The 17,294-nt window shown below is 53.0% G+C and carries 13 protein-coding genes; 11 read left to right on the top strand and 2 right to left on the bottom strand.

Annotated elements, in window-relative coordinates; translation table 11 throughout:
- Positions 1–126: 126 nt before the first annotated feature.
- The 8 genes from VE954_RS23575 to VE954_RS23610 all read left to right on the top strand — a co-directional run bounded on the left by VE954_RS23575 (position 127) and on the right by VE954_RS23610 (position 9,784).
- Positions 127–1,203, top strand: a complete 1,077-nt coding sequence (locus VE954_RS23575; RefSeq protein WP_324957400.1) for a MinD/ParA family ATP-binding protein — start codon at positions 127–129, stop codon at positions 1,201–1,203.
- A complete protein-coding gene (locus tag VE954_RS23580; RefSeq protein WP_324957402.1) occupies positions 1,203–2,039 on the top strand; it encodes a helix-turn-helix domain-containing protein in 837 nt (278 codons plus the stop codon). Before VE954_RS23575 ends, VE954_RS23580 begins: the two co-directional genes overlap by 1 nt.
- A complete protein-coding gene (locus tag VE954_RS23585) occupies positions 2,006–3,046 on the top strand; it encodes an RluA family pseudouridine synthase (RefSeq protein ID WP_324957405.1) in 1,041 nt (346 codons plus the stop codon). Before VE954_RS23580 ends, VE954_RS23585 begins: the two co-directional genes overlap by 34 nt.
- A gap of 45 nt (positions 3,047–3,091) precedes the next feature.
- Positions 3,092–4,102, top strand: a complete 1,011-nt coding sequence (locus VE954_RS23590; protein ID WP_324957407.1) for a L,D-transpeptidase family protein — start codon at positions 3,092–3,094, stop codon at positions 4,100–4,102.
- 122 nt (positions 4,103–4,224) lie between these two features.
- Positions 4,225–6,723 (top strand): FliG C-terminal domain-containing protein, encoded by a 2,499-nt coding sequence (locus VE954_RS23595; protein WP_324957409.1) that lies wholly within the window; start codon positions 4,225–4,227, stop codon positions 6,721–6,723.
- A gap of 118 nt (positions 6,724–6,841) precedes the next feature.
- On the top strand, positions 6,842–7,948 hold the full coding sequence (locus VE954_RS23600) for a hypothetical protein (RefSeq protein WP_324957411.1): 1,107 nt from the start codon (positions 6,842–6,844) through the stop codon (positions 7,946–7,948).
- A 95-nt stretch (positions 7,949–8,043) separates the two neighbouring features.
- Positions 8,044–8,691 (top strand): TetR/AcrR family transcriptional regulator, encoded by a 648-nt coding sequence (locus VE954_RS23605; protein WP_324957413.1) that lies wholly within the window; start codon positions 8,044–8,046, stop codon positions 8,689–8,691.
- On the top strand, positions 8,684–9,784 hold the full coding sequence (locus tag VE954_RS23610; protein ID WP_324957415.1) for an alkane 1-monooxygenase: 1,101 nt from the start codon (positions 8,684–8,686) through the stop codon (positions 9,782–9,784). The genes VE954_RS23605 and VE954_RS23610 overlap by 8 nt, the downstream gene beginning before the upstream one ends.
- On the opposite strand, the gene VE954_RS23615 is transcribed toward VE954_RS23610, so the two are convergent.
- Positions 9,781–10,731: an MBL fold metallo-hydrolase gene (locus VE954_RS23615; protein WP_324957417.1), complete on the bottom strand. Its 951-nt coding sequence runs from the start codon at positions 10,729–10,731 to the stop codon at positions 9,781–9,783. The two genes, VE954_RS23610 and VE954_RS23615, sit on opposite strands and share 4 nt — an antisense overlap.
- Before the next feature lie 206 nt (positions 10,732–10,937).
- Between VE954_RS23615 and VE954_RS23620 the strand changes: the two genes are divergently transcribed.
- The 3 genes from VE954_RS23620 to VE954_RS23630 all read left to right on the top strand — a co-directional run bounded on the left by VE954_RS23620 (position 10,938) and on the right by VE954_RS23630 (position 15,875).
- A complete protein-coding gene (locus tag VE954_RS23620; RefSeq protein ID WP_324957419.1) occupies positions 10,938–11,510 on the top strand; it encodes a hypothetical protein in 573 nt (190 codons plus the stop codon).
- 349 nt (positions 11,511–11,859) lie between these two features.
- Positions 11,860–13,128, top strand: a complete 1,269-nt coding sequence (locus tag VE954_RS23625; RefSeq protein ID WP_324957421.1) for a methyltransferase — start codon at positions 11,860–11,862, stop codon at positions 13,126–13,128.
- Positions 13,129–13,223: 95 nt separating this feature from the next.
- On the top strand, positions 13,224–15,875 hold the full coding sequence (locus VE954_RS23630; protein WP_324957423.1) for an ATP-binding protein: 2,652 nt from the start codon (positions 13,224–13,226) through the stop codon (positions 15,873–15,875).
- 11 nt (positions 15,876–15,886) lie between these two features.
- Here the strand turns inward: VE954_RS23630 and VE954_RS23635 are convergent, their stop codons facing one another.
- On the bottom strand, positions 15,887–16,804 hold the full coding sequence (locus VE954_RS23635; RefSeq protein WP_324957424.1) for an SGNH/GDSL hydrolase family protein: 918 nt from the start codon (positions 16,802–16,804) through the stop codon (positions 15,887–15,889).
- Between the last annotated feature and the right edge of the window lie 490 nt (positions 16,805–17,294).

Consider the following 17,294-nt stretch of genomic DNA (forward strand, 5'->3'; position numbering starts at 1 on the left):
CGTCGTCCTCCAGCATCAGTTGTATGGCTTGAAACGTTAGGAATATAATGAAAGCTAAAGGGTTATTACCCGCATTTGAAATCCATTCAGCGCAATCTGAACCGATTTCCTCATTCAGGATGGGCCATGTTTGAAATCAATCCCCGGTTGAAGCAGCCGAGTCCCGCCACCGAAGGCGATGCCAGTCAGTTTGTAACAGCGCATTACAATAACTGGAAGGCTGGACTTTCCTTTGACGCACCCCTGCCGCTGGCCCGCCATATGCCGGCAATTATAGCGGTTGGAGGCGGTAAAGGTGGTGTGGGTAAGAGTATAGTCAGCGCCAATCTTGCTGCCACTTTGGCTCAGTTTGGCTATCGTGTTCTGGTCGTGGACCTGGACCTGGGCTGTTCCAACCTTCACAGCCATTTTGGCACGTCCATGCCCAAGAAGAGTCTGGTCGACTTTCTGATTACGAAGACGGCCGATTTCCGCGACATCATTCTGCCTGCGCCGGTGCAAGGCGTGGCGTTTGTAGCCGGCGGTCGTGAAGAGGCCTGGTCGGAATATTTGGATCAGCCCTCCGACTATCTGCTTCCGCTTTGGCAGGCGCTGCTTGGCAGTCGCCAGCAGTTCAAGGTTGATATCATCCTTTTCGATTTGGGGGCAGGCACCCATCGGCATACGATGGATTTCTTCTCGGCCGCGCACCTTGGGCTGGTCACGGTCCTGCCTGAACCGACTTCAATTGAAAATGCTTATGTTTTTTTCAAGATGACCCTCTGGAAATTAATCGACAACCTAGGCAACCGTCTCGGGCAACCGGAAGTCGCGCAGGATATCAAGGCAGCTCTGGCGTCGATGGCCGGCACGACCTTGACCAGCGGTTACGCCAGCTGCCTGAAAGAACTGCTGCTGAGTTACCCGCAATTTATTCAGGATCTGCAACGGGTCATCCAAGCCCGCTGCCTTGGGGTCATAGTCAATCAAACCCGTGACCAGAGCGACATTGATCTCGGTTCGTCCATGGAGCATATCTGCCAAAAGTACTTTGGTTTGCCCACCCGGTATATCGGTTATCTCAACTACGACGAGTCCGTGCTTAAGTCTTTGAAAAATCGTCGTTTGCTTGTTTCCGATTTTCCTCATAGTATGATTGCTAAACGACTGTCAGTCGCGGCGGCTCAATCCTTGAAAATTTTAGGAATGCAACGGAGAAATTGATGAACGAACAGCTTGGGTCGGATATCAAACCATCGAAGCTGCACGGCCAAGGCAAAACCGGGCACGGACCGTCCTACTATGAAATTCTGGATGTGGCGACGAACTCCACCCGGCTGCAGATTCGCGAAGCCTATATTCGCCTCCGGAGCACTTACTCCACAGGCAGTCACGCTCTTTATTCTTTGGTCTCGGATGAAGAAGCTCGTGATGCCCTCGATAAAATCGAGGAAGCGTATCGCGTGCTGGATGATGAAACGCAACGCAAGGAATACGATATTTCGATCGGCCTTGTGAAAGAACCACCCATCCGTTCCCATGGTGCAGAATTTTTCGGAGATGCGGGTGAAACCGTGTCGAACTCGCGTCTAGGTAGCAGTCGCAACCAGGCTGACATGAACTCATCGTATGGTCGGGACCTGGGTCGCGATCCAGAAAACTCGTGGCAGGACGAAAGTTCACGGGTCTCGCAACGTCGTCCTATGAACTTCGGCAAAATCAAAAAAGCGGCTTCCCGTTCCCATGACCCCGATGTTTTAGCATCCATGCAAGCCATCGTCAGCAAGCCACAATCCTTTGATGGCAAGGGTTTGGTGCAACTGCGCGAGATTGTAGGTATCGACCAGGCCGAGATCCAGGAACGAACCAAAATTTCGATTGAATACATCAAGGGTATGGAAAATAACGACTTTCAAAAGTTGCCTCCTCTCGTGTATGTTAGGGGCTTTCTGAAGATCTATCTGCAGTATTTGGGGCTTTCCGATGCTGGCACTTTGATCGAAGCCTACACGGAGAAATACAACCATTGGCGCGAGACAACCCGACCCAACTCATACTGACCGCAGAAGGTGCCACCGGCAGCCGGCTTGATGTTTTTTTGGCTCAGGCCCTGCCCCATTTCAGTCGCTCAGCGCTGCATCGGCTGATCAAAGCCGGTGAGGTGAAGGTCAACGGTGTCATCGCCAAAGCCAGCTATAAGGTGGAAGACGGCGATCAACTGGACCTCCAAAGCCTGCCGCCTGACATGGAAAAAGCCGAAGATCTTGTCCCCACACCACTCCCGCTGCATATTCTTTACGAAGACCAAGCCCTGATTGTGATCAACAAGCCTGCGGGCCTGATTGTGCATCCTGGTGCGGGCACGCGCGGCAAGCCGACTCTCGTAGCCGCGGTCCTGGCCCATCTGGGTTTGCAACGCGCCGAGGATTTGCCCGGTGAAGCCGATCGTCCCGGTGTCGTGCACCGTCTGGATAAGGACACATCCGGTGTGATCGTTCTGGCAAAGACGGCTGCCGCCCATCGGCATCTGGCCGCGCAATTCAAAAACAAAACCAATCTTCGTGAGTACGTGACTCTTTTGAATGGGGCCATGGATCGGGAAGAAATCGAAATCGAAAGTTATCTCTATCGCGACCCCCGCAATAGAACCCGTTTTACCTCCATGAGCATGGAAGACTACCTCATGAAGGATAATGAGGGCGGGGATATGGAGTCGTATCGTTACGCCAAAACCAATTTTTCGGCGCGCAAGGTTTATGGACGCAAGCTGACCCTGGCTCTGGTTCGATTGACCACGGGTCGTACGCATCAGATTCGGGTTCACGCCAAGACCCTGGGTTGGCCTGTGGTCGGTGATGTGGTGTACGGACCCGAGGTGGTGCGTTTGCCTCCGACCTTTCCCGAGCCCATACGTCTGGCTGTGGAGGAGGTCTCGCGCCAGCTTCTGCATGCCAGGCGGCTCGGATTCGAGCACCCGGAGACCGGACAGAAGATGGCTTTTGAAGCTCCTATACCGCAGGATTTCCGCGCTGTGTTAGAATTATTGGAAAAGCATAGGGATCAGTGACTCCAATTTTTGGAGATGGACAATCTCCTCCAAGGACGGGACTTTATGTATCGCCGAATTCTGAGTCTTGCATTGAGCTTGGGTGGTCTGGGATTCACAGCGAACCAGGGCCGGGCTGAGGAAGCTACGACAACGGAAAGCATTCGAGTGAAGGCCCAACGGGAGATGGTGTTCCTGTTGGTGGATAAAGACAAGCTGAAAGCTGACCTGATGACCATGCCGGAAGACAACCAGCCTTCCGAACATCTGATCTCCTTCAAAATTGCCATTGGCAAGGAAGAGGGCGATAAGCAAAAAGTCGGTGACAATCGGACACCGGAAGGCATTTATTTCAGCCAGCGGATTTTAAACGGTCGCAAGCTCGGCCGTAAATATGGTCCCTTTGCCATTCCCATCGATTTCCCCAATCCCCTCGACCGCTTCTTTGGCAAGACCGGTTATGGGATCTGGCTGCACGGTGTGGAAGCGGACAAGCGCATTGAAGCTGCGAAGGTGACCGAAGGCTGCGTGGCCTTCTATAACGCCGATATCCAATCCCTGACGCAGTGGCTGGTGCCGGATCAATCGGTGGTGGTCATTGCCAAGGATGCGACTCAGGTGAACCGCCCCGAGAACGTCGCCAAGGTCAGGCAGCTGACCCAGGAATGGATTGATTCATGGGCGAAGCGGGATATCGAGCATTATATCAGTCTGTATCACGACAGCTTCAAAGCGGACGGCAAGGATAAAAAAGCCTATTACGAGTATAAAAAGCGCGTGTTTACATCATATCAGAACATGGAACTGGCGATGAACAACGTCCGCGTCTTCACCCATGATCGGTATGCAGTGGCCGTGATGAATCAGGACTTCAACGGCGACAATCGCTATCGCAGCTATGGTCGCAAGATTCTTTACTGGCAGTTGTCCGGTGATGATCAGTGGAAACTCTTCCACGAGGAATTTGATGAAAAGCCTCTGCAGTTTGTGAATCTGTCCCGCGAGAAGATTGCGCAAATCATCAAGTCTTCGCCGAGTACCAAAGCTCTGCAGGAGCATGTTGAGTCTCGCCTTTAAGTGGTCGCGGCCCCTGGCCGCACACTCCTCTCCCCTGACCCGGCACTTCTTTCCCATTATGCTTGTCCATAAAAGGCCGATCGACCTTCTGCGACGCTTTGCGGTTGCAGGAGTTGAAAGCGATGCGGTCTTTGGTTTCCATTCTCGTCAGCTCGATGCTGGTGCTCAGCATGACCCCCGGTCATGCTGCGGAGCCTATCAGCGAGCGCATTCGCCGTTTGCAGGCGGAGCTGGGACGTGAAGCGGGACAGAAGACTCAGGCCGTTCTGGATCGCTACTGCAGCCAGCACTGTCAGCTGCTGGAGGTCAAGGTCGAGGTCCATGAGACCATTCCTGACAGCGACGAGCTGGGCTTTGAATCGCAGAATTCCGCGGCCGCTGACGCCAAGCTTGAAGTGCAAAGCGTGATGCCCGTCATTCAAATCGACAATAGGGTTCTGCCGGTGGATCGCGACCGACTGGAACACCTTCTGCGTAACAAGATCCAAGGCATGGCTCCGGAAAGTACCATCAAATGGGAACCGGTGGATTTGCCCGCGATCGGCAGTTCGGCCCCCACGCCGACCGAGGATTTAAGTGTCCAGCTCGACGGCCGTCTGCGTCGGGTCATGAATTCGATTATCGATCGTTATTGCCCGGATCAGTGTCTTCTGGAGCGCATCGATATCGATGCTCAGCCGGTCGGCCCTGAACAGCTCAGCTCCTTTCCCAATGATCAGGTCATTGTCGGCAAACGAGCTGAAGGGGGCCTTCGTATCCAGGAGATTCGGGTCTATATGACCCTCGACGAAAACCTGCTGGAAGAGGAGCAGGCCCGTATTCTTCGTCTGATGAAGGCGCAAACCCGCTTTGTGAATCCCGTTGAGTTTGTGGTCGATACCACAGCCTTCCCAGAAACCGCCCTGAATAAGAAGAAAAAAGCCCAGGATGAATCTGCTGATCCCTATGGCCTGGAAAAACTGCGGCAGATGCTGACCCTTTTCCGTGATCTGGCAGGGACCAAGGAAGTCATTCAAACGATGACCAGCGAATCGCGTAATAATAGCGAAAGCAATACCAGCGCGGAACGCAGTGAAACCCACCAGAAGGAATCCGAGTCGCTCAGTCGCATGGAACGTGACAGCGAATCGATGCGGGAATCCAAAACCGAATCCAATTCGGAATCGAACCAGGAATCCTCGCAGACCAACACGCAAAACAAGGAAAGCCTGGAAAAGGAATCCGATCGGCGGGTTGATACCAATAGCGAATCGATGACCAATAAAACCCTGAGTAACGAGGAAATCGCGGCCTATGCTGCGGGATTCCTGCTCCTCGTGACATTGGCCGCGATTGTCATCATGAAGGTTTCATCCACCAACAAAACCGCGCGTGAGATGGTCATGGCTTCGGCTGGACCGTCGGCGGTCAGGCGTCGATCGGCGGCAGCGGCCGCTGAAGGTGACGATGGAACCTATGCCGAAGGTGGCGAAGGCGGTGGGGAAACCACGGCCGCTCCCGTGATGCGGGCCCCTTCGATGCAGGTTTCTCAGGAAAAAGCCATGATGGCTTTGAAATTGTCTCAATTGAAACAGGATCTGGTGCAGCAGTTTGTTGAGCAGCCGCGGATTGCCCGGGAAACCTTTACCCGGCTCCTGAAGGATGATGGCGTGGCGGAAACAGCACGCTATGTCCATATCTTTGGTCAGCTTATCGTGTTCGAGCTGCTCAATGATTCCAGTCTGAAGCGCGATCTCTATGAGCTCAGTGAATTCTATCATCGTTCGAATTTCAAATTTGATCAGGCCACCGAGCTGACCCTGCTCGAACGCCTTAGGACCATGGTGACAGCGAGCGAGATTCGGTTGCTGGCAAGCCAGTCGAGCGATCGCTTCGGCTTCCTCAATCGTCTGGATGCCCAGCAGATTTTCAGTCTGATTGCGGACGAGAAGGCCCGCGTACAGAGCATTGTCCTGACTCAGATCGATCGTAAACTGCGATCGTCTGTCTTTGAGATGTATGAGGGTGACGCCAAGATTCGCCTTCTGGAAGAGCTGTCACAGGCCGAGGCCATCCCGCGTGAGTTCCTCTTCAATGTGGCTCAGGCCCTGCAGAAGAAGATTCAATCACGCTCCGAATTTGATACAGAGCAGCTGCGTTCGAGCGATATCCTGCTCGACCTTCTGGAGCGATCGGATCTGCGTGATCAGCGCCGCCTGATGCAGACTTTGGAACGTAATAATCCCGAAACGGCCCGAGGTCTGAAACTCAAGCTGGTTACGATTGAAATGCTGGCTTATCTGAAGGATGGCCACCTGATCGAGGTGATTCTGGGTATGGAACGCGAGGATCTTCTGGCTTTCCTCGTGGGTTGCCGCGAACATATTCGTGACCTCCTTCTGCGCAAGGCTCCTGAAGAACTGGCCCAAAGCTGGATTGAGGATATCCGCAATCTTTCGGGCCTGGATGACAATGCGTTTCGCACGGCCGAGGTTAAGATCAAAGCCCGTCTGCGCAGTCTGGCCAATAACGGGGCGATCAGCATGCTCGATATCAACGAGTTGATTTACTCCAGCAAGGACGCCGAGGCTGAAGCGGAGGAGTCTGATACCGTCTTTTCCAAAGGCGCCTTCGCCGCTTGAAAAGATTCGCCCTGGCAATCCTCTGAAATTTAACCCTTTATCGTATTTATTCCAGTTGTGTCCCACCTTCACCGATAAATAATTAAGACTACTCATCGGCCAATCGAGGGAGCCAATCGTGATGAACATTCACACGTGGATTATTTTGGTAAGTTTTGTGGGCACTGCCTGCAACAATCCCAATTTGAAAAAGGCGCCCTTTATTACCGCAAGTACATTTGTAGAGGAAAGCACGAGCTCGTCCAGTAACGCGGAAGCCAAGAAGGAAGAAGTGGTTCCGGAGCCCATTCCCATGCCTCCGGAAACTAAAACTGCGGAAGAGAAGGTCAGTCCTCCCGCGAATATCTCGGGATCCTATTTGATATGCGCTGAAATGCAGGCCGCCACGGAAGCTCTCCCGGAAGCTGTTGTGAACTGCGGTCTGCGAGATCAAAAAACCAATAATAAAATCGATATCAGTGCCGGCTATGTGAACAGCATCTGGAGTTACCAGGCCGACCTGGGGAACACCATGGTCGTGTCCATGATTGAGTTGCCCAAGAGCCTCGAGTGGCACATTTCCATTACACTGAGGGCACCGTCCCTGGCTGAGGTTCAGGAGCAACAGGCCGCCATCCGATTCTATGTGAGTGTCATGAATAACGCTGGTATCAAGTACCAGGAGTCCACTGTCATCTCACCCGCCTTTGTGCGCTGGATGACTTCGAACGGTGCTCCGATTCCAGCGACGGCTGCCATTGGTGGAACGGAAAACGATGGGGCTAATGTCCTTTACCTGTGTCGAATGTATGTCGGTACCGAGCTCATTCCCGGCCGACTTCATACTCATGATAACAATATATCCGCGTGTCACACGGTCCAGAACGGTTCCAGTTTGGCTTCGCATCAAAACGATGGAACCATGACCTATCGCACGGATGTGCTTGCTGTCACCCAGGGGGTATTTGATGATTACTTCGAGTGGATTCCTGCGACGAGTGGGTTGAAACCCGCTCAGGCCATCATTACGGGATATGACTCGGTGGGGAATCCTCACTATACGTGTCGCAACCTGCAAAATGATAACAACATTGCGGAACAGACGCCTGGTGTGTTGCGTCCCGGCGCCTCGAGCTGCGCGCATGAGTTCAATGGGGCTAAATCCAATATCAATTACCAAGTATTGTCCTGGAAGGAAGCCGGTACCAAAAAGATTATGGACACGCGCCAGACCCCAACGCCTTAATGGCGTGAATAGCCCACAAAGTAATGCTGGCAACGGGTCTGGATTTAGAGTAATTACTCTAGTAACAGACCATTCACCAGCTTGGGCCGATTATCATGGGATCCCGACCTAAAACAATCGAAGCCATCCTCGAAGGCAGCCTGGAGCTGTTCAATCGATCCGGAATATCCGATGTATCGACCAATCATATCGCCAACCATGTGGGTATCAGCCCAGGCAATCTCTATTATTATTTCCCCAATAAGGAAGCCATCGTCCGCGCGATCTTTGCCCAGATTCGTGCCAGGGTTGAAACCTTGTGGGACGACAGCGCAAGGCTACCACTGCGGCTGCTGACTGATTATGTGAACGTGGTCTTTCGCATTATCTTCGGTTATCGCTTCTTCTTTGCCGAACTCACACTCATCCTCAGGCGGGATGAGGCTCTGCGTGCCGAATATATTCAATTGCAAACACGCTTTAAAGAAGAGCTGGCCGGACTGCTGCTGGGCCTGAATCAGGCTGGCGTCCTGGTGTCCCTGGAAGACCATGAGAAACGAATGGCCATGGCCAACAGTGTCTGGATTGTCACCATCTACTGGCACTGTTATCTGGAATCGGCGCCTCAGGCTGGACAACCGGCGCCTTCCCGCGAACTTCTGAATCACATCCTGTTTCTCTTAACACCGTACATTGAGCCACGTTTTCTCGATACCGTGCAGGGGATTTTTACATCTTTCTTGGAGGCAAGGGGTCATGACTAGTACAACAGCAAGCCGATCGCATCATGGATGGAAGGCCTTGATTTACTGCTCCATTTATATCTTCCCGGTGCTGGCCGTCGTGGGTTTTTATGCGGGCGGCTGGTGGGTATTTTCCGCAATCATTGCCGGTTATATCCTGGTGCCCATCAGTGACATGATCATCGGGACGAGCACGAAGAACCTCGACCCGGACGAGGAAAAAGTGGCTGCCAAATCGGATATCTTCCGCTATGTAACCTTTGGTATCGCCCCGGTTATCGTGGCCGTTGTGCTTTGGGGCTGCTGGGTGGCGAGCCTCTATGAACTTGCCTGGTATCAGTATCTAGGCCTGGTCCTGTCCGTGGCCCTGGTGTCCGGTGGCATTGGTCTGACCGTCGCGCACGAACAATGCCATAAGGTGAACAAGGTCGATATGTTTTTGGCTCGCATGAGTTTGATGTGCACCTGCTACATGCATTTTACCATCGAGCATGTTTATGGGCATCATGCCCGCGTTGCCACCGATGAGGATCCCGCCACAGCGAAACTTGGACAGTCCCTTTATCATTTCTATTTTCAATCGGTGTTCGGTGGCTACTGGAGCGCCTGGGAACTGGAAAAAACCCGGCTCAGAAAACGGCGCCTGGGCTTTTGGTCCTTACGGAACCAGATGCTTTGGTATACGATCGTTCCGCTCGCATTCATGAGCCTGATTACTTACCTATTCGGATGGTCGGGTTTGATTTTCTTTGGGCTGCAGGCCGTTGTAGGGTTCAGCTACCTGGAGGTGATCAATTACATCGAACATTATGGATTGGAGCGCCGCCGCACAGCCCAGGGTGGATACGAACGCGTGAAGCCGTTTCATTCCTGGAACAGTGATCATGTGGTTTCCAACTATATGCTCTTTGGTTTGCCGCGACATTCGGATCATCATGCGCATGGGACACGCAAATACCAGATTCTGCGTTCGCTGCCTGGGTCGCCTCAGCTGCCATACGGCTACCCTATGATGATGCCGCTGGCGTTTTTTCCAGTCCTATGGCGTCGGGTGATGGATCATCGGGTCGCCCAGGCTCGTGCTGTCATGAGCCAGGCACCCTTGATGGATTAAAGCGATTCCAGTTTTCCTGGGGCCGTCGCGCTCTGATGCCCCAGATGAACCTGCACTCCCGGCAGGGATTGGGCGAGATTTTTGAGAGCATCAAGACTTTTCTGGTTCTGTTCATGATCTTCCGAAAACTCGCCAGGCGGCACAGACTGTTCCCAGCCCCAGCGTGTATGGCACGTATCCCCGACCACCAGCTGGGGCCCCGTCGTGGCATTGATGACGAAGGCCAGTGATCCCGAGGTGTGTCCAGGGACAGAAAGCACGAAGAGAGATTGATCTCCAAAGAAATCGATCACCCCGGGTGAGTCTGCTGAAGGCTCGGGAAAATTAAGCTCGGACAGAGTGCGTGGTCCTTCCAAAAAGTCATCCGTTGTGCCACGGACCAGCATGTTTTTGAACAGCTTATGCGTGGATTCCTCGGGTCCAATAAAGAGCGGGATGGCCGGATTCAGATCGGGCACACCCATAATATGATCCATGTGCATATGGGTCAGGAACACGCCTTTGATCGGATCCGGATTTTTGTTGATCCATTCGCGCGTGGTTTGATGAATCACCATTTTATCCATATTCAAAAAGCGGGAAATCATGCCACCCAGGGGGGATTTTTCTGGGTTCTCTTTCATCGTGGATTCAATGCCAGTATCGATGAGATAGCGCCCGTAGCGTGGGTGGTCCAGCACATAGAAATAAATCTGAATGTCCTCAAGCTCATCTTTTAAGCCGGCTGCCTTGGCCTTGGAATCGTCGAGGTTAATGAGTCCACCGCGATCCGTGGCCCAGTTGGCAGCGACCACCTTACGGAACTGAATGGGCCCCTTGCTGGCCATGGCAGGCTTGATGGCCTCCACCTGAGAGGTCTGGCCCACCTCCACCAGTTGAGCCGGCTGGCTGGTGACGGTGCAGGCGCCGAGCATGCTGAGGGACATGAGTAAAAATAAGGGTCTCAACGGTTATCCTCCCAAAATACATACCTGGCGAAAGAATAGCGTTTTGCAGAACATTCTGCCTGCTCGAAATCATTGGCTCCGAAAGAATTTCGAAACCTTTAATGCATGCATCCTTGCTTCCGGAATGACTTAGGAAACCAGAAAGGCTTTGTCGAATCCGAAGTCTGACCGAAATAACAGTTGGGGACGACGTTTATGGAGGAGACATGCGAATGACAGCTCAGAAGACCGAACTTCAACCGCCTATGTCGGATACAGTTCATCTTTCCAATCTAAAATTGGCCGAACGTTCGATGACGCCTGGTCCGACTGCAAGCGGAAGCGAAGGCAAGATCGAAGGCCTGCAGACTGATGTGGTGATGCTGCAAAAGGCCGATGTATGGATGTCACAGTTTAAGACCCGCTTGAATGTGGGCATCATTGCCTTGGTCGTGATCTGGGGTAGCGTGTCTTACTATAAAAGTACAGAAATTCGACTCGAGGCCCGAACACCGCCTGAACAAATAGTGGCAGATGGTTCCCATGTGGAAGACCCGGTGCTGATCCAGGATATTGAAGGCGACGCCATGCAGCGTGAGACGCCCATCGAAGCGGAAAAAGTGAAAACCGAGGAGGCTGTCAGCAACCTCCCCGTGAAAGCGGCAAAAGCTGCGCCGACCAAAACGGTTAAGAAAGCCGTGGCGCAGAAGAATGTGAAAAGTAAAATGGCTGGGAGCAAAAACTCCGGTCGTCAGCAGAAGAAATTGAAAAAATCATTGGCAGCGAAGCCCGCTTCGTGAAAAAAAATCCGCGGTAGCCTGGCTTCCGCGGATCCCCATCACATTATGATGACCTCTCTCGCCTGTCTGCGTACCAGCCTGGAGTTGACTCCGATCCATGTCGTCCTTCAACTCAAACAGGTTGATGAATAACTTTTCGAGTGTTCTCATCTGTTTTAACTAAATATTGACTGGCTGGCCAGTCCTAAGTTGAGTTGAATTCGATATATTTTTGTTTCCCTTAAAAAGACAATAATTTTAATAGCTTATCGCTGTCGTTTATGTGCATATTTGGCATATATGGAGGGTGTTTGTGCCTCACTGTTTTGTATGCTAATCCAGAGAATTCTTCAGGGAATTTTGGGGATTTATGACCAGCACCGACTTCTCCATTCGCTATTGCCAGCTGAGGGATCTTCTGCAGCCGTTTGCGCTCTGCTGGAATCAATCCGTTCTGCATTATTGGCCGTCCTGCCGGGATGCATTACCCGGTGACTGGTGGGAATCCCTGGTCGATTGGCCCCTGGAAAAAATTCATGTATTGGATGATGCCATCGCGGGCGGATCGCAGCTGCCTGAACGCTGGAATGTGCCTATTGGACTTCGGGCGTTTTTAGATGCCGTGCGACCTCTGCTGCAGTTTCCTTTGGGTCCAGTTCCTGTGCTTCTCGACGAAACCAAAACCCTGCGCATGACCGCAAAAAAGCAGCATGAAATCGGCGCCATTCTGCCCTTTCTCGCGGCCCAGAAACAAAGGCTGGGAATTGAGCGGGCAGTGGACATCGGTGGAGGCGTGGGGCATTTAGCGCGAACATTGGCAACTGAACTGCAGATGCCCCTGGTGACGATCGATCGTGATGCTGCCCTGCAGGCGCAGGGTCGTTCACTTTTGCAAAAACTCAAGCTGAATGACACGACTCTGCAGTTTGTGGCAGGTGATATTCTCGGGAGTCGGCAGGACGAGCTGGATGGTTATTTTGAAGGGTCCTGCCTCAGCCTGGGCCTTCATACCTGCGGGCCGCTTGCCTGGACTCATTTGAAAAAAAGTCACCCCAGTCGGGGTCTGCTTAATTTTGGCTGCTGCTATGATCGCATGGATGCAACGCGTGATTGTCAGCAAAGTGCGTGGGCCCAGAGTCATCCTCTGCCTTTAACATCCTTTGCCCTCTTCCTTGCGACCCGAGGACGCCGCCGGACACTTGCGGAACTGGCCCTTCAGGAACAGGTCAATACGTGGCGTGTCGCCCTGCATTTATTTTTGCAGGAAGAAGGGTTGGCTGACGGTTTTGTGACGGCTGGTGATGCGCCACGTGCGGTCTATGGGCGGGATTTCGTGGCTTATGCCGAGGATCGGATTCGCTTTTTGAAGCTGGATTTTGAACCCCGCCGCGCGAGAGCTGCTGCCTTTTTCGGAAGGGCGGATGTGCAGCGATCCATGCGCGAATTTTTTCTGCTGAATGTGGTGCGGAATGCTTTTTCCCGGCCGCTCGAAGTTCTTCTACTTTTGGATCGTGCCCTATGGCTGGAAGAGCAGGGTCATGCCGTGGAGATGCGGCAGTTTTTTGATCACAGCATCTCGCCGCGTAACCTTGGTATTTTTGCCGAGATGATGCGGCCAACGAACCTGCCCGTCGCCTGATCCGGAGCGTGCCCTTCAACCCGGCAGGCTTTGCCCATTCATTTTTTTCCTGAATAGACGTTACGCAGAGGGAGATAGATCCCTTCGAGGACGGCATGCGCTCTGTTTTGGAAACCATTATACTTTGTCTTGTTCTGCTGGCGGCAGGACGGGCTGAGCTATGGGCCGCCTCGGAACCAATCCCTGATCTGGTCGCGTTTGAAATTAAACTCGAAGATGATCCCCCTGGGGCCCATGCCTGGGCTCGTGACCAGCTGCAACATATCGATCGCCACGGGAATCCTGCCCTGTGGCTGCGCACGCTCTGGCTGGCGATTGAAGTCTTTCAACCGAAGTCCCAACCGCTTTTTTCCCTGGTTCCTGAGGCCATCATGCAGGCGGAAGCGCTAGGGTTTAAGGAGGAAGCTTTTCGACTGCGTATGCACGCTCTCAGGATTGACCGCGTGATTCGGAAAACCGGTAAGGATCCGGCCTATTTCGAGACTTTGATTCAGGAAGGTCACCGTCTGGGCGTGCCGCGCCTGTTAGCTCGCGTGTTGTTTGATTACGCTTTTTATTTGCAGTCCCAAGGTGATCTGACGCACAGTCTCCGTTATCAGGACGAGGCTTATCAACTGCTTCTGAAGCATCCCATGTCGGATTTTGACCAGGCTCTTTTAAAAAATGAAATGGCCATCCTTTTGATTCAACAGGGTCAGGCGGAGCGGGCTTTGCCGATGATGCTCGAGGTCGCGGATTATTGTCAGAAGGCCCGCGTCCGTGCCTTCGCAGCGGTGGCGCTCTATAACCTGGCGCGACAATATGATTTGAAACAAACGGAAGCTGATGCCCGGCGTGCACTGTCATGGTTCGAAGTCTCCTATCAGGCGGCCCAGGATATTGGCGACGAGGAATCCCGTGCGTCCAGCCTTTACGGACTGGGATCCGTGGCCTTGACGCTCAAGCAATGGGAGACATCACGGAGGCATTTGAAAGCAGCGCTTCCTCTGTTTCTTCAGCAGCGGGATACCCATAGGGCGGTTGAGGCTTTAATCCTGCTGGCGCGTGGCAGCCGTCTGCAGAATCAGGGCCAGGAGGCTCTTTCGTATTTGCGTCAGGCCTTGCCCATGATGGAGAGTGATGACAGGAAACTCAGCATTCAGTTGGATGAAGAGCTGGCGCTGTCCATGATCCTGGTCGGACAGTATGCGGAAGCTTCCCAGCGTCTGCTGCAAACATTAAGAGATACACGCAAGCTTGTTGCGGAACAGCAGAAGGAGGAATACCAAAGGCGTACGGTCCAGATGGGGCTACGCGTGGAAGAGGAACGCAATAAGGTTCTGCAGCGGGAAAATGAACTGCAGGCGGAAAAGCTGGAGCGAGCCCAGATCTATCAATGGTATGTCATCGTCGTGAGCGTGATGCTGGTCGGTATGGCCATTTTCGTGTCGGTCGCTATTATTCAGACCATGCGGGTCCGTCGCAGCAAGGCCCGCATGCGGGAGATTCTGAATCATATCGAGGAAGGCATCCTGACATTTAACCGGCATTTTAAAATCGCACCGGAATATTCGGCCTTCCTGCAGAGGTTCACGCACCACACGTCGTCCATCAGGGGGCAATCCATCATCCCCACTCTCCTTGATGAATCGACTTTGCATCCTGAAGAAAAAAGCATGATAGCGGAGGTGCTGCACATCAGTCTGGGCGAGGAAAGTCTATCCTGGGAACTGAACGAAGCGCAATTGCCCCGGGAACTGATTTTCCGTCGGGACGAGGAACGGATCGCGGCGCTCCATTGGGTGCCTATGTTCGATGCGCGCGGAATCCTGCAACGGGTGCTGCTCACGTTGCGTGATATCACCGAAGAGAGACGCCTGACTGTCAAAATCATGCAGCAGGAAAAGCGCGAGCAGAACCTTCCCGTGAAAATTCGTGAGCTCCTGGAGGCGCCTCTGCCCTCGGTAGCGGCGCTGCTGCGGGAGATGAGTGGCTGGCACCAGGAGAGGCTGAACAAAAATTCAGACGAAATTCTCCGGCGGCTTCACACTCATAAGGGTATAGCCCGCAGTTTAGGGCTGAAGACGCTGAGTCATGTGATTCATGAACTGGAAGGGGATGTGGATAATGGCGAAATCTGGTCGATGCTCCTCGATCACGTGAGTCAGTATCAGCAGCTGATGGGTCAGGTCTTTCAAACCACGGATCATCCTTCTCTGTTGCAGAAGAATATCACCGCGATCGTGGCTGAGCTTCTACCAGGTTTCTTAGAGATGATGGAGCAGGGGTCATGCGCGGTGGAATCCTGTGTCGTGGACGATGCGATTTTACACTGGCCTGAGCCGCTGCTCATGGATTTGAAAAATGTGCTGGTGCATGTGCTGAGCAATGCGGCGGATCATGGGTATATCAGACCGCGAAAGAAGGGTCAGGCTGTGGCAGCCGCGCGACTCTTCATTAAGGCGCGGCGCCGAGGTGAAACTTTGGAGATCGTTGTAACAGACAACGGAGCCGGTCTCAATCAACGACTCCTCGCCCAGGCCGCCCAGGATCGAAATTTCCAGCCGGGCCCGGGGGAATCGGTTTATGATATCGTCTTCCATGAAGGGCTTTCGACGGCGGACCAGACGGATATCAATAGCGGTCGTGGTGTTGGACTTTCGGCTGTTGCTGCCATCTGTCGCAGTTGGCAAGGTGAGGCTCACATCCAGCCGGAAGTTGAAACGGGTGGGACGCGTATGACTTTGCAGTTCAAACAGAGTGCCTGAGTCGACTGTCCCTAAGGGGTGGTCATCTGCGAAACCACGGTTGCAGCCAGTTTTTTATGGCCTTCTTCACCTGGGTGGAAGCAATCCGATGATAGTAGGGTTTTATCAATGGTCAGGTCTGGCGGCAGGCTGATGAATTTATACCGCGGCTCTCCTGGTTTTTTGTTGGCTTCTGCTACCAGCTTCTTGAGACCTTCATTGTAACCCCGATTCACTGATTCGGCATCGGTTGCGTAGACACGATCGCAATAGAGTCTTTGGATGGCTTCGCAACTCACCTGACCAAATATCATTTCCTGACCGAAATTCTTCAGCTGATAGATAGGCGGTACTTCGGCCACAAAGATTTTGGCCTTGGGAAACATGCGGTCCAGTCGGCCGAACACTTCCGAGCTGGCTTCCTTAAATCCTTCAGGACTTTTTCCCTGGCAGAAATCGTTGCTGCCCAGCATAAGGAGGATATGATGTTCCGTGGAACCATCCTTGGGTTCGTCCAGTCCTTTCAGAAGTTTTTCTGTGACATTGGACATCGATCGCCCCACGGCCGACTCATTGTCGAGACTTAGCTTGGATGTGGGTATTTTGTATTGATCCACGAGCAGCTGCTTGAGGCTCCATGAACCCTGAGCCTCGGGATAAGCGGATTGGGGGCTGAGTGTCGCCGAAAGAAACAGCTGAGGATCTCGAGCCATGACAGCGGCGACGATCCCGGAAATGAGTTCAGGCGAGAGCGCTGTTCCCAGGCGTGTTGCAGCCAGGGCGCCCGCGGAAATACTGTCGCCGATGATTGTGAGCTGGAGGCTTTGCACAGGCTGTTTCTTGTTCGTGGAAAGGAGTTTTTTAACCTCGGCACCCGATGGTAAAGCTTGCAGGGAACCAGTGCCAAGAATGGACGATAAAAGCAGAAAGTTTTTTAATAGGGTCCGCATGGTCAACTCACAGTGGAACTGCCCTATCACATAGGCGCAGCGTGTGCCCTTGATTGTTGTCAATCAGCAGGTTGCTGTCAATTCTCTTCAAACAGATTCCATTCTAGCGCGTTCGCCGGGTGACGCTTTGTTCGCCTGGGGTTTCATGAGATTTGATGAAGCCACGGGAAGTGAGCGCGCATACCGGGTGTTAAGGACTCGTGCATCCTCCTTACCCAGAACATAAAATTGATAGGTGGGGAAGGGAAGCGCTTTTGTCATAACTCGTCCTGAGGAACCTTTCGAGACGACGTGACCTTCGCCGATCCCACTGGTAATATCCTGCTTTGCGGGCCACCGTATCGAGGCGGCCGCTGCGACTGAAGTCCTTTCGTTTTTCTTAAGAAGAGAACACCGTATGTCCTTCCATGATTTTCCCTCATCGCATGCCATGCGCGTCAAGCCCTTCTGGACGCTCGATCCCGCGATCATCTTTTTGAATCACGGTTCC

Origin of the sequence: Oligoflexus sp. (assembly GCF_035638955.1) — a bacterium.
GTDB lineage: Bacteria > Bdellovibrionota_B > Oligoflexia > Oligoflexales > Oligoflexaceae > Oligoflexus.

Bases quoted from the DNA above. Each gene is read 5' to 3' on its own strand.
- VE954_RS23575 (WP_324957400.1), top strand. From the start codon at position 127: ATGTTTGAAATCAATCCCCGGTTGAAGCAGCCGAGTCCCGCCACCGAA.
- VE954_RS23580 (WP_324957402.1), top strand. From the start codon at position 1,203: ATGAACGAACAGCTTGGGTCGGATATCAAACCATCGAAGCTGCACGGC.
- VE954_RS23590 (WP_324957407.1), top strand. From the start codon at position 3,092: ATGTATCGCCGAATTCTGAGTCTTGCATTGAGCTTGGGTGGTCTGGGA.
- VE954_RS23595 (WP_324957409.1), top strand. From the start codon at position 4,225: ATGCGGTCTTTGGTTTCCATTCTCGTCAGCTCGATGCTGGTGCTCAGC.
- VE954_RS23605 (WP_324957413.1), top strand. From the start codon at position 8,044: ATGGGATCCCGACCTAAAACAATCGAAGCCATCCTCGAAGGCAGCCTG.
- VE954_RS23610 (WP_324957415.1), top strand. From the start codon at position 8,684: ATGACTAGTACAACAGCAAGCCGATCGCATCATGGATGGAAGGCCTTG.
- VE954_RS23620 (WP_324957419.1), top strand. From the start codon at position 10,938: ATGCGAATGACAGCTCAGAAGACCGAACTTCAACCGCCTATGTCGGAT.
- VE954_RS23625 (WP_324957421.1), top strand. From the start codon at position 11,860: ATGACCAGCACCGACTTCTCCATTCGCTATTGCCAGCTGAGGGATCTT.
- VE954_RS23630 (WP_324957423.1), top strand. From the start codon at position 13,224: ATGCGCTCTGTTTTGGAAACCATTATACTTTGTCTTGTTCTGCTGGCG.
- VE954_RS23635 (WP_324957424.1), bottom strand. From the start codon at position 16,804: ATGCGGACCCTATTAAAAAACTTTCTGCTTTTATCGTCCATTCTTGGC.